The following is a 12,107-nucleotide window of genomic DNA, read 5'->3' as shown; positions in this document are numbered from 1 at the left end:
ATGACCAACCGCGCCACGTACCGTGTCCTGGCCGCCGCGACCGCCCTGCTCGCCCTGGGCGCCGGGGCCGGCTGCTCCACCGGTGACTCCGCCGGCGCCGACCCGAAGAAAGTCGACGTGGTGGCCGCGTTCTACCCCCTCCAGTTCCTCGCCGAGCGGATCGGCGGCGACGCGGCCCGGGTGACCAACCTGGCCAAGCCCGGTGCCGAACCGCACGACCTGGAACTCAACCCGAGCCAGGTCGGCCAGGTCAGCGATGCGGAGTTGATCGTCTACCTCAAGGGGTTTCAGCCGGCCGTGGACGACGCCGTCGCCCAGAACGGCGGCGACCGGGCCTTCGACGTGACGAGCGTGCAGCCGCTACTGGACGCCTCGGCCGGCGGGCACGACCACGAGGGCGAGGAGGGGCACGCCGAGGAGAGCGGTGGCAAGGACCCGCACGTCTGGCTCGACCCGACCCGGCTGGCCGGCATCGGCGACCAACTCGCGCAGCGACTCGGCAAGGCCGACCCGGACCACGCGGCCGACTACACCGCCCGCGCCGCGACGCTTCGCTCCGACCTGACGGCCCTGGACAGCGAGTTCAAGACCGGTCTGGCGACCTGCCAGCGACGGGAGATCGTGACCAGTCACGTCGCGTTCGGTTACCTCGCCGACCGCTACCAGCTCGACCAGGTCGGTATCACCGGGCTGAGCCCGGACGTCGAGCCCTCGCCGCAGCGGCTCGCGCACGTGATCGAGGAGGCGAAGGAGCACCAGGCCACCACGATCTTCTTCGAGACCCTGGTCAGCCCGAAGGTCGCCGAGACCATCGCCGGCCAGGTCGGCGCGAAGACCGCGGTGCTGGACCCGATCGAGGGGCTCGCCGCCGGCAGCGACGGGGACTACCTTTCGGTGATGCGTACCAACCTGCGGACTTTGCAGACAGCCTTGGGCTGCTCGTGACCGCACCTGTCATCACCGTCGAGCACGGGGTGGTCGGCTACGACGGCCGCCCCGTGCTCCGCGACATCTCGTTCACGGTGACCGCCGGCGAGGTCGTCGCGGTGCTCGGCGCCAACGGCTCCGGCAAGTCCACCCTGATCCGCGCCGTGCTCGGCCTGGTGCCGCTCAGCTCCGGCTCGGTCACCCTCTTCGACCGGCCGTTGCGCCGGTTCCGACAGTGGGCCCGCATCGGGTACGTCCCACAGCGCCTGGGCGCCGGCGGCGGCGTACCGGCCACCGTCCGCGAGGTGGTGGCCTCCGGCCGGCTGGCCCGCCGGGGGGTGCTCCGCCCGCCGGGTCGAGCCGACCGCGCCGCCGTCGACGCCGCGCTGCTCGCGGTCGGGCTCGCCGACCGGGCCGGTGATCCGGTAGCCACGCTCTCCGGCGGCCAGCAGCAGCGCACCCTGATCGCCCGCGCCCTGGCCGGCAAGCCGGAGCTGCTGGTCCTCGACGAGCCCACCGCCGGGGTGGACGCCGCCAGCCAGGAGGCGTTCGCGGGCGCGTTGCGCGACTTCGTGGGCGACGGCGGCACGGTGCTGCTGGTCGCGCACGAGCTGGGCCCGCTGCGGCCGGTGATCAGCCGGGCGGTCGTCGTCCACGAGGGTCGCATCGCGCACGACGGTGCGGTGCCGGACCCGGCCGGGCACCACGCGGCGCCCGACCACGACCACGTGCACCCGCACTGTTACGACGAGCCCGCCGGGCTGTGGAGCAACTGACCCATGGAACTCTTCCAGTACCCCTACATGCAGCGCGCCCTGATCGGCGCTCTGGTGATCGGCCTGGCCGCCCCGGCGCTCGGCATCTACCTGGTGCAGCGCCGGCTGGCGTTGATCGGTGACGGTGTCGGGCACGTGGCGTTGACCGGCGTCGGGGCCGGTCTCCTGCTCAACCGCTCACCGGTGCTGGTCGCCGTGATCGCCGCCACCATCGGCGCGGTCGCCATCGAGGTGGTACGCGCCCGTGGGCGTACCTCCGGCGACCTTGCCCTGGCCCTGCTCTTCTACGGCGGCATCGCGGGCGGCGTACTCCTGGTCGGCCTCTCGGACGCGACCAGCGCGAACCTCAACGCCTACCTGTTCGGGTCGCTGACCACCATCTCGCCCGCCGACCTGGTCACCATCGGGGTGCTCGGCGCGGCGATCCTGGTCACCATGATCGCGCTGCGCCCGGCGCTCTTCGCGGTCAGCCACGACGAGGAGTACGCCCGGGTCTCCGGCCTCCCGGTACGCACGCTCAACCTGCTGATCGCCGTCGCCACCGCGGTCACCGTGACCATCGCGATGCGGGCCGTCGGCGTACTCCTGATCAGCGCGCTGATGGTGGTCCCGGTCGCCACCGCTCAGCAGGTCACCCGGGGGTTCCGCGGCACGATGGCCGCCGCGATGGCGCTCGGGTTCTTCGCCGCCGGCTCCGGTGTCTGGGTGGCGGCCACGGCGGACACCGCTCCGGGCGCCTCGGTGGTGCTGGTGGCGATCGCGTCGTTCCTGGTGGTGGCCGTGGCCGGCGGCGTCTGGCGGGCGCTGCGCCGCCGGGCGACACCGACCGCCGCACCGGCACCGGAACCGCACGAGGTCGTACTGAGTTGATCCTCATCAGCAGGACGTCGGTGGTATTGGTTACCGTTGCAAGATGACCAGCGCGACGGGTTACGAGGGTTTCGACGGAGCCAGCGAGTTGCTCCGCGCCCTGTCCGCGCCGATCCGGCTGGCCATCGTCAGCGAGCTGGCCGATGGTGAACGATGCGTTCACGAGCTGGTGGAGAAGCTCGGCGCCGCGCAGCCGTTGGTCTCCCAGCACCTGCGGGTGCTGCGTGGCGCGGGAGTGGTCCGCGGCTCCCGCCGTGGCCGGGAGATCGCCTACAGCCTCGTGGACGAGCACGTCGCGCACATCGTGGCGGACGCGGTCAGCCACGCCGGGGAGGGATCATGAGCGAGAGCAGCACCGCGGTGCGCAACACCCGGCAGCGCTCGGCGGTGAGCGCGCTGCTGGGTGAGATGGAAGGCTTCCACAGCGCCCAGGACCTGCACGCCATGTTGCGGCAGCGCGGCGAGCGGGTCGGCCTGACCACCGTCTACCGCACCCTGCAAGGGCTCGCCGACGCCGGCGAGATCGACGTGATGCGCCCGCCGGGGGGCGAGCACCTCTACCGCCGGTGCAGCGAGGGGCACCACCACCACCTGGTCTGCCGGGCCTGCGGGCGCACCGTCGAGGTGGCCGGGCCGGCGGTGGAGAGCTGGGCCGACCGGGTCGCCGCGCAACACGGCTACGCCGATGTCAGCCACACCCTGGAGATCTTCGGCACCTGCCCGACCTGCGTCGGCTGACGGGTGCCGGTCCCGGCGCGTTCGTGGCACGCTGTCCGGCGTGAAGATCTATGCCGATCGGTTTCCGACCGCCGCCCGTCAGTTGCTCACCGACCTGCTCGTCGTCGCCTGGGTGTACACGGCGATCCGGGGCGCGCTGTGGCTGCACGACCTGGTGCAGAAGCTCGCCGTACCGGGGCAGAAGCTGGAGGGTGCCGGCAGTGGCCTCGCCGACAACCTCGCCGACGCCGGCGGCAAGGTGCGCCGGGTCCCACTGGTCGGTGACGAGCTGACCGCGCCCTTCCGGCAGGCCGCCGACGCCGCCCGAGGGCTCGCCGACGCGGGCCGGGACCAGCAGCACCTGGTCGACCAGCTCGCGCTCGCCCTCGCCGTCGCCGTGCTGATCTTCCCGCTCGGCCTGGTGCTCTTCGGTTGGCTGCCGTTGCGGGTGCGCTGGATGCGCCGGGCCGGGTCGGCCGCGAAACTGGCCGCCGGGCCGGCCGGTCGGGACCTGCTCGCGCTGCGCGCGCTGGCCACCCAGCCGCTCGGTCGGCTGACCCGGATCGCGCCGGACGTCGCCGAGGCGTGGCGGCGCGGCGACGACGCCACAGTCGACGCCCTGGCCACGTTGGAGCTGCGCCAACTCGGCCTCCGCGGCCGGGGGCGCTGAGGTCTCGCGCACACCGGCCACGACCGCGCCCCTACCATGGGGCCGCCACCGGCCCACCTCATGTCCACCGCCCCTGCCTCGAACCGCGACCGCGCCCAGCCTCGGGCCGCCACCCCGGCCCGCCTCGGGCAGCCGTGCCCGTGCGCGTTCGCCGCGCCGAGTCGGGCCGTCGCGGCTGGGGCCGCTAAGGTCTTCGGGTGTTCTACTTCCTCGTCGTCATCGCCGTCCTGCTGCTCGGCTACGCCGCCGTCCTGGTCTCCTTCCTGCGGCGGGGCAGGAAGATCCCGCCTGCGGCGTACCTGGCCCTGGCCGGGCTCAACGGCCTGATCCTGGCAGGCGTGCTGGCGTGGGCGGTGGCCCGCTGACCGTCGCTGCCACGCCGCCTCCTGCACTGCACGCCGGTTGATCAACTCCAGGTCGGCGAACCAGGGGCATCGAGGCGGCGGAATGCCACCACCTCGCGGATGTGCAGTCGATCAAGCCAGACGGCGTGCGAGGCGGCGGGGTCACGGCTTCGGTGGGATGCGGCGGCGGACGTCCGCAGCGGTGGACGGGCCGGGCGTCCAGCGGGCCACCCAGGGCAACTCGTCGGACGGGGTGATCACACCCTCCTCCAGGCCCGCGTAGCGGCCGGCGAGGATGCGCTTAGCGGCGGCGGTGTCGACCGAGTCGGTGTTGTCCCAGAGTGCGGCGAACAGGGCGTCCACCCGCACCCGCGCCTGCCGGCAGAACAGGTCGGCCAGCTCGACGTTCTCCGGTCGGGTGTCCCGTTCGGCGGCGGCCCGGACGCAGACCGCGGACATCGCGAACAGTTCGGCGCCGATGTCCACCACACGGCCGAGGAACGCCTGCTTGCGCTCCATCTTTCCCTGCCAGCGCGACATCGCGTAGAACGTCGACCGGGCCAGCTTGCGGGACGACCGCTCCACCTGCCGCAGGTGTACGGCGAGTGGCCCGAACTCGGCGTACGCCGAAGGGCTCTGCCCCCGGCCCACGGCGAGCGTCGGCAACCACTTCGCGTAGAAGGCCCCCGCGCGGGCGCCCGCTCTGGCCTTGCGGCCCAACCCCGCGTCCGGGTCGATGATGTCGCCGGCCACCGACAGGTGGGCGTCGACCGCCTCCCGGGCGATCAGCAGGTGCATGATCTCGGTGGAGCCCTCGAAGATCCGGTTGATCCGGAGGTCGCGCATCATCTGTTCGACGGCGGCCGGGCGTTCGCCCCGGGCGGCCAGCGAGTCGGCCGTCTCGTAGCCGCGCCCGCCCCGGATCTGGATCAGCTCGTCGGCGATCTTCCAGGCCATCTCGCTGGCGTACAGCTTGACCAGCGCCGCCTCGATCCGGATGTCGTTGCGGTCGTCGTCGGCGAGCAGGCAGCAGAGGTCGAGCATGGTCTCCATGCCGTAGGTGGTGGCGGCGATGAAGGAGAGCTTCTGCGCGACCGCCTCGTGCTCGCCCACCGGCCGGCCCCACTGGACCCGATCGGCGGCCCAACCCCGGGCGACGTTCAGCGCCCACTTGCCGGCGCCCACGCACATCGCCGGCAGCGACAGCCGGCCGGTGTTCAGCGTGGTCAGGGCGATCTTCAGCCCCTTGCCCTCGCCGCCGATGACGTTCTCGGCGGGTACGAACACGTCGTGGAACCGGGTGAGGCTGTTTTCCAGGCCGCGCAGGCCGATGAACTCGTTGCGCCGCTCGACGGTGATGCCTTCGCTGTCGCCTTCCACGACGAAGGCGGTGATCCCGCCTCGACGCCCCTCGCTGGCCGGCACCCGGGCCATCACCACCAGCAGGGTGGCCACGATGCCGTTGGTGGCCCACAGCTTCACCCCGTTGAGCCGGTAGCCGGTGCCGTCCTCGGTTGGCTCGGCGGTGGTAGCGAGCCGGGCCGGGTCGGAGCCGACGTCGGGCTCGGTGAGCAGGAAGGCGGACACCTCGCCGGCGGCGAGGCGGGGCAGGAAGCTCTGCTTCTGCTCGGCGGTGCCGAACATCTTCAGCGGCTGCGGCACACCGATCGACTGGTGCGCCGAGAGCAGCGCGCCGATGGCCGGGCTGACCGAACCGGCGAGCATCAGCGCCCGGCAGTAGTGCAGGTTGCTCAGGCCGAGCCCGCCGTACTTCCGGTCGATCTTCATGCCGAACGCGCCGAGGTCGGCCAGGCCGTGGAACACCGAGTCCGGAATGGAGCCGTCGCGTTCGATGGCCGCGCCGTCCACCTCGGTGGTCAGGAAGGTGCGGAACCGGCCGAGGAAGTCCTCGGCGCGCGCCACGTCGCCTGGGTCGGACCGGGGCCACGGGTCGATCAGGTCGAGCCGGAACCGACCGAGGAACAGTTCCTTGCCGAAGCTGGGTCGGTCCCAGGTGGACTCGCGGGCGGCCTCGGCGACCTGCCGGGCCTCCTTTTCGGAGACCTGCCCGGCCTCTGCCGGCAGTGGCGCGGCGGCACCGACGGTGGTTGCGGAGTCGGGATCTTCCGGTGCCGGTCGGCCGTTCTGCGTCGTGGTCACGGCTGCCCCCTCGAAGCTCGATGCGGCTACCGCCACGCTACCCCCGGTTGTTACCCAGGGGTAGCGGTGCGTGCAGATCGGCGTGGTCAGCGACCGATGATGGTGTCCGGATCGTCGTCATCATCGTCGATGTCGTCCTCACCCCAGTTGCGCCGGACGAACGGCAGGGTCACCCAGAACACGAGGAACCAGATGCCGGTCAGGGCACTGAGCAGGAAGGCGATCGGCCGGTCCAGCACGAAGTCGGTGATCAGCAGCACCGCGCTGACCATGGCGATCAGCATGAAGGCGAGGCCACCGGTGGCCATCCGGTGCGCGAACCGCACCAGCTCCGGCTTGCGCCCCTGGCGGAACAACGCCCGGTGGAACGCCACCGGTGAGATGATCAGCGCGGTGGCGGCGGCAGCCGCGAGCAGCGCGACGATGTAGACGTCTCGCTGGAACTCGCTCGTCCGGGTGAACCCGCTACTGAATGGCAGGGTGAGCAGGAAGGCGAAGAGGATCTGCACGCCGGTCTGCGCGACCCGCAACTCCTGGAGCAGGTCGGCGAAGTTGCGCTGCCAGCGCTGCTTCTCGGTCTCCTTGGACACGCGCTACCTCCGGTGAGACGCTACTGCCGGCGGTCCCGGCCGCCGGCAGCAACGCCAATGCCCCACCCGGCCGAGCGCGAAACAGGTTCACGACATCTCCCGTTCACCTCGGGGACGCACGTCGGCCACAAGCACCGGCCGAGCCGTCGCCGGCAGCCTCAGGACCCGCGCCGGATCCGACCCGCGTAGCGCGCCTCCAGCTCGGTGTTGTGCGCGTCGCCGTCCGGGATGTTCGCCGACAGGTAGACCGGGGGCCGCTCCCCCGCCGCCAGCAACCGCGCCACCACCTCCACGGTGACCTGCTGGGCCAGCAGGGCGGCGGTGATCGAGGAGACCGCGCCGACCGCGCCACCGCCGGGAAGGGGCACTGTCGCGTCACCGTACGGAGCCCCGTTGTCGAGCACCACGTCGGCGAGGTCGCTCAGCTTGCGCCCGGACGGGTGCCGGGAGGTCATCCGGCCGGAGTGCTGCGCCGAGGTGATCGCCACCAGCCCGTGGCCGCGCTCCTTGACCACTGTGGCGAACTCCACCATCGCGCCGTTGACCCCGGAGTTCGAGGCGAGCACGAACACGTCGGTGGGCCGCACCGGGGCCAACTCGTAGAGGCGGTGCGCCACGCTCGGGTCCCGTTCCAGCATCGGACCGAGCCGGTCGGCGGGTTCACCGCCGAGCAGCACCAGGTCGCGCAGCGCGATCCGGTTGGTCGGCACCAGACCACCCGCCCGACCCGCGATCTCCATGGCGAGGGCCTCCGAGTGCCCCGTGCCGAACGCGTGCACCACACCGTCGGCGCGTACGGCATCGGCGATCAGGTCCGCGGCCCGGCCCACCGCCTCCCGCTGACTGGCGGCCACCCGGCCGATCGTCTCGGTCACCACGGCCAGGTAGTCCTCGGCACTCACCGTCATGCGTCCTCCGTCGTCCGATTGCGGGCCATCTAGTCAACCGTGCCCGAGTCGAGCGGGTCGACCAGGGTGCCTCGCGTTCCAGCAGCTCAGGCTGTTCCGCCGACTCGGGCCAGGATCGCCTCGGCGAGCGGACCCGGTGCCTCGTCCGGGATCCAGTGGCTGACGCCGGTCAGCTGCACGAAGCGGTAGTCCCCGGTCACGTTCGCCGCACACGCGTCGGCGGCGGTCCGGCCGATGGCGACGTCCTGGTCACTCCACACGTACGTGCTGGGTACCGCGACCGGGCCGACCGCGGCCAGGTCGGCGCGGGACATCGCCCGGTACCAGTTCAGCGCGGCGGTGAGCGCCCCGGGCTCGCGCATCGGGTCGGCGTAGCGGTCCACCCGGGGCCGGTCACCGACCCCACCGAGCAGCTTGCGCAGCGCGGTGGCGTGCCACGCCAGCAGCACCCTCTCCGCCTTGCCCGGCTTACGGAACAGCGCGATGTACGACGACCGGGCCCTCTGTCGACCGTCGTTGGCCAGCGCGTGCGCCATGGCCGCCGGGTGAGGCACGGACACCGCGGTCAGGGTGCGGACCCGCTCGGCGTGCCGGGCGGCGACCGCCCAGGCCACGACCGCACCCCAGTCGTGCCCGACCAGGTGGACGGCGTCCAGACCGAGGGCGTCGAGCACCGCCACCACGTCGGCGACCAGCTCCGGGATCCGGTAGTCGGCCACCGCCGTGGGCCGCGCGCCCGGCGAGTAACCCCGCTGGTCCAGCGCGTACGTGCGCAGCCCGGCGGCGTGCAGTGTCGGCACGACGTCGTCCCACTCACCGCTGTGCTGCGGAAATCCGTGCAGCAGCAGAACGGGTACGCCGTCCGGCGGACCATCGACGGCTACCTCGAACGTGAAGCCTCGTGCGTCGACCCGCATGATCCGAAGCGTACCCAGCCGGGAGTCGGGCCGGTCGCTCCCGCAGGTCAGGCTGATGCCCTGCTGGGCCCACGCCCCCGGTCGGTGTTAGCGTCAGCGAGACAACTTCACATCCGACAGGGGAGCGCACAGCGCTGAGAGTGCGGGCATGCCCGCAGACCCTCGAACCTGATCTGGGTAATGCCAGCGCAGGGAGTTCGGTCGACCTCCAGCCGCGCCGTCGTCCGGTGCCACCGGACGCGGCGTGCGTCTTCTCCTGGTTCGCACTCACGAACTGGGAGCAACACATGAAATCCACCACCGACACCCACCGTTGGCGGACCATCGACATCGTGGTCGCCTCGGTGATCGCGGTCGCCTTCGGCGTCATCTTCTGGGCGTGGGGCCTGGTGTGGAGCGCCACCGAGGGCGCGTTCGCCTTCTTCCCACCGGCGCAGACGCTGCTCTACGGCGTCTGGTTGATGCCGGCCGTGATCGGCGGCCTGGTCATCCGCAAGCCCGGTGCCGCGCTCTACTGCGAGACGGTCGCCGCGGTCCTCTCCGCGCTGCTGGGCAGCCAGTGGGCCGGCACGGTGATCCCGCAGGGCATCGTGCAGGGCATCGGCGCGGAGTTGGCGTTCGCCGCCTTCCGGTACCGGTCGTTCCGGCTGCCGACCGCCGTCCTGGCCGGCGCGCTGACCGGTCTCAGCGCCGCGTTGTTCGATTTCTTCATCTGGAACGTCGAGACCGAGCTGACCGACTACCGCATCCCGTACGCGCTGATCACCATCGTCAGCGCCACCGTGATCGCCGGTGCCGGAGGCTGGCTGCTGACCAAGGCACTGGCCGACACCGGCGTCCTGGACCGGTTCCCGGCGGGCCGGGACCGAGCCCTGATCTGACCCCGGGCCGGATGCGTTGATCAAGAGGTTTGCGTCAACCGGAGGCGGAATCCTGACGCAAACCTCTTGATCAACAACGAGAAGCCGTGCGGAAGGGGGTTCGGTGGGCGCGGTCGTTCTGCGGGGGTTCGGGTGGCGGCACGCCGGGCGGCGCGCGTGGGCTCTGCGCGGCGTCGACCTGCGGGTCGAGGTCGGAGAACGGGTTCTGCTGCTCGGCCCATCGGGAGCCGGCAAGAGCACCCTGCTCAGCGCGCTGGCCGGGCTGCTCCCCGAAGACTCCGGCGAGCAGGAGGGCATCGTCGAGATCGACGGGCTCGACCCCCGTAAGGGGCGGGAACGCGTCGGCATCGTCTTCCAGGACCCGGAAACCCAACTGGTGATGGCACGCTGCGGCGACGACGTCGCCTTCGGGCTGGAGAACCGGGGAGTGCCGACCGGCGAGATCTGGCCCCGGGTGGACGAGGCGCTGCACCGGGTCGGCTTCCCGTACCCCCGGAACCGCAACACGGCCGCGCTCTCCGGCGGCGAGCAGCAACGCCTCGCCCTGGCCGGCGCGCTCGCCCTCCGCCCCGACCTGCTGCTGCTCGACGAGCCGACAGCCAACCTCGACCCGGCCGGGGCCGAGCTGATCCGGCGGGCGGTGGCCGGCGCGCTGGACGACGACACCACGCTGATCCTGGTCGAGCACCGGGTCGCCGAGGCGCTGCCGCTTGTCGACCGGGTGGTCGTCCTGGAACCCGGCGGCGGCGTCCGCGCGGACGGCACCCCCGAGGCCGTCTTCGCCGCCCACGGTGCCGCCCTGGCCGCCGAGGGGGTGTGGGTGCCGGGTCACCCCATCGCGCCCCGCCCGGCCACCGCCGCGCCCGGAGAACTGTTGCTCACCGCCGACCGGCTCGGCCTGCCACCCCGGCTGGCCTCCACCGACCTTGCGGTACGCGCCGGCGAGGCGCTCGCCGTACGCGGACCCAACGGCGTCGGCAAGTCCACCCTGGCGTTGCTGCTCGGCGGGCTGCTCCGGCCGGGCAGCGGGCGGGTCACCGCCTCCGCCGAGTTGGCCGGCGCGGACCACCGCACTCCCCCACACCGCTGGCGCGCCCCCGCTCTGGCCCGGCGGATCGGGTCGGTCTTCCAGGACCCGGAGCACCAGTTCGTCACCAGCACCGTCTTCGACGAGCTGGCGCTCGGCCCGCGCCGGACCGGTCAACCCGAGTCAGCCGTCAAGCAGACAGTGGCCGAGCTGCTGGAACGGCTGCGGCTGGCCCGACTCGCCGCTGCCAACCCGTACACCCTCTCGGGTGGTGAGGCGCGGCGGCTGAGTGTGGCGACCGCCCTGGCCACCGCGCCCCGTCTGTTGATCTGCGACGAACCCACCTTCGGCCAGGACCGGCGGACCTGGCGGGAGCTGGTCGACCTCTTCGCCGACCTTCGCGACGCCGGACACGGCGTGGTCGCGGTCACCCACGACGCGGATTTCGTCGCCGCGCTCGCCGACCGCAGCGTCACCCTGCGGCCGACCTCCGGCGACGACCGATGATCAGCATCGAGCCGGTCGCCGCGCCCGGTGCGCCACTGGCCCGCCGCAACCCGGTGGCGAAGGTCGCCGCCGCGCTGGTCTTCTCGTTCACCCTGCTGGCCACCCTGGACCCGGTGGCCCCGGCGATCGCCATCGCGCTCGAACTCGCCGTGCTGCCGCTGTTCGGCATCCGCTACCGGGTGCTGGCGCGGCGGGCCTGGCCACTGCTCCTCAGCGCCGCCGGCATCCTGGTCACCCTCGTCCTCTTCGCCGCCGACCGGTCCGGCCGGGTCCTGCTGGACGCGGGGCCGGTGTTCGTCAGTACCGGCGTGCTGCTCACCGCGCTCGGCCTGGTGCTGCGGGTCTTCGCGGTGGCCCTGCCCGGTGTCATCGTCTTCGCGACCACCGACCCCACCGACCTGGCCGACTCGTTGATCCAGAATGCGAAGGCTCCGGCCCGGTTCGCCATCGGGGCGCTGGCCGCGTTCCGGCTGGTGCCGCTCCTCGGACAGGAGTGGCAGATGATCAGCATGGCGCGGCGGGCGCGGGGCGTCGACGCGGGACGCAACCCGCTGGCCAAGCTGAGACTGTTCGCCTCCACCGCTTTTGCGCTGCTGGTCGGTGCGATCCGTCGAGGCACCCGGCTGGCCGTGGCGATGGACGCGCGAGGCTTCGACGCCGGTACACCCCGGACCGTGGCCCGCCGCCAGCACTTCACCCCCGCCGACGGGCTTCTCGTCGTCGGCGCGGCACTCCTGGCCGGAGCGGCCCTGACCACGAGCGTCCTTCTCGGCACCTTCCGCCCACTGATCGGCTGACTCGGCCCTTCCGCCG

14 protein-coding genes and 1 riboswitch are annotated in these 12,107 nt (G+C 72.4%); of the genes, 10 read left to right on the top strand and 4 right to left on the bottom strand.

The genetic code is table 11. From position 1 onward, the window contains the following. The 7 genes from O7617_RS19325 (at window position 1) to O7617_RS19295 (ending at window position 4,325) form a co-directional block, all read left to right on the top strand. Window positions 1–945 (top strand): metal ABC transporter substrate-binding protein, encoded by a 945-nt coding sequence (locus O7617_RS19325; protein ID WP_282257161.1) that lies wholly within the window; start codon window positions 1–3, stop codon window positions 943–945. Beyond that, window positions 942–1,703: a metal ABC transporter ATP-binding protein gene (locus tag O7617_RS19320; protein ID WP_282257160.1), complete on the top strand. Its 762-nt coding sequence runs from the start codon at window positions 942–944 to the stop codon at window positions 1,701–1,703. Before O7617_RS19325 ends, O7617_RS19320 begins: the two co-directional genes overlap by 4 nt. Before the next feature lie 3 nt (window positions 1,704–1,706). Beyond that, window positions 1,707–2,573 (top strand): metal ABC transporter permease, encoded by an 867-nt coding sequence (locus tag O7617_RS19315; RefSeq protein ID WP_282257158.1) that lies wholly within the window; start codon window positions 1,707–1,709, stop codon window positions 2,571–2,573. Window positions 2,574–2,616: 43 nt separating this feature from the next. Further along, window positions 2,617–2,916: a metalloregulator ArsR/SmtB family transcription factor gene (locus tag O7617_RS19310; protein WP_282257156.1), complete on the top strand. Its 300-nt coding sequence runs from the start codon at window positions 2,617–2,619 to the stop codon at window positions 2,914–2,916. Continuing rightward, window positions 2,913–3,311, top strand: coding sequence for a Fur family transcriptional regulator (locus tag O7617_RS19305; RefSeq protein ID WP_282257155.1), 399 nt, complete (start codon window positions 2,913–2,915; stop codon window positions 3,309–3,311). Before O7617_RS19310 ends, O7617_RS19305 begins: the two co-directional genes overlap by 4 nt. 40 nt (window positions 3,312–3,351) lie before the next feature. Beyond that, window positions 3,352–3,960 carry a hypothetical protein gene (locus O7617_RS19300; protein ID WP_282257154.1) on the top strand — a complete coding sequence of 203 codons (609 nt, stop codon included), beginning with the start codon at window positions 3,352–3,354 and terminating at the stop codon, window positions 3,958–3,960. A 197-nt stretch (window positions 3,961–4,157) separates the two neighbouring features. Beyond that, entirely contained in the window at window positions 4,158–4,325 is a 168-nt protein-coding gene (locus tag O7617_RS19295) for a hypothetical protein (RefSeq protein WP_282257153.1), read from the top strand. A gap of 141 nt (window positions 4,326–4,466) precedes the next feature. Here the strand turns inward: O7617_RS19295 and O7617_RS19290 are convergent, their stop codons facing one another. The 4 genes from O7617_RS19290 to O7617_RS19275 all read right to left on the bottom strand — a co-directional run bounded on the left by O7617_RS19290 (window position 4,467) and on the right by O7617_RS19275 (window position 8,879). After that, window positions 4,467–6,389: an acyl-CoA dehydrogenase family protein gene (locus O7617_RS19290; protein ID WP_282264795.1), complete on the bottom strand. Its 1,923-nt coding sequence runs from the start codon at window positions 6,387–6,389 to the stop codon at window positions 4,467–4,469. Window positions 6,390–6,550: 161 nt separating this feature from the next. Continuing rightward, window positions 6,551–7,054 carry a DUF6328 family protein gene (locus O7617_RS19285; RefSeq protein WP_282257152.1) on the bottom strand — a complete coding sequence of 168 codons (504 nt, stop codon included), beginning with the start codon at window positions 7,052–7,054 and terminating at the stop codon, window positions 6,551–6,553. A 158-nt stretch (window positions 7,055–7,212) separates the two neighbouring features. Further along, on the bottom strand, window positions 7,213–7,962 hold the full coding sequence (locus tag O7617_RS19280; protein ID WP_282257151.1) for an SIS domain-containing protein: 750 nt from the start codon (window positions 7,960–7,962) through the stop codon (window positions 7,213–7,215). 86 nt (window positions 7,963–8,048) lie between these two features. Continuing rightward, window positions 8,049–8,879, bottom strand: coding sequence for an alpha/beta fold hydrolase (locus O7617_RS19275; RefSeq protein ID WP_282257150.1), 831 nt, complete (start codon window positions 8,877–8,879; stop codon window positions 8,049–8,051). Between the two features lie 108 nt (window positions 8,880–8,987). Next, window positions 8,988–9,092, top strand: a riboswitch (TPP riboswitch). Window positions 9,093–9,166: 74 nt separating this feature from the next. Here O7617_RS19275 and O7617_RS19270 point away from each other — a divergent pair. The 3 genes from O7617_RS19270 (at window position 9,167) to O7617_RS19260 (ending at window position 12,091) form a co-directional block, all read left to right on the top strand. Beyond that, window positions 9,167–9,760, top strand: a complete 594-nt coding sequence (locus O7617_RS19270) for an ECF transporter S component (RefSeq protein ID WP_282257149.1) — start codon at window positions 9,167–9,169, stop codon at window positions 9,758–9,760. Window positions 9,761–9,863: 103 nt separating this feature from the next. Further along, window positions 9,864–11,294: an ABC transporter ATP-binding protein gene (locus O7617_RS19265; protein WP_282257148.1), complete on the top strand. Its 1,431-nt coding sequence runs from the start codon at window positions 9,864–9,866 to the stop codon at window positions 11,292–11,294. Beyond that, window positions 11,291–12,091 (top strand): energy-coupling factor transporter transmembrane component T, encoded by an 801-nt coding sequence (locus O7617_RS19260; protein WP_282257147.1) that lies wholly within the window; start codon window positions 11,291–11,293, stop codon window positions 12,089–12,091. The genes O7617_RS19265 and O7617_RS19260 overlap by 4 nt, the downstream gene beginning before the upstream one ends. Window positions 12,092–12,107: the final 16 nt, after the last annotated feature.

The organism is Micromonospora sp. WMMD1155, assembly GCF_029581275.1.
GTDB lineage: Bacteria > Actinomycetota > Actinomycetes > Mycobacteriales > Micromonosporaceae > Micromonospora.
Note: the sequence above shows the minus strand (reverse complement) of the source record. Positions and strands in the feature narration are given on the sequence as shown.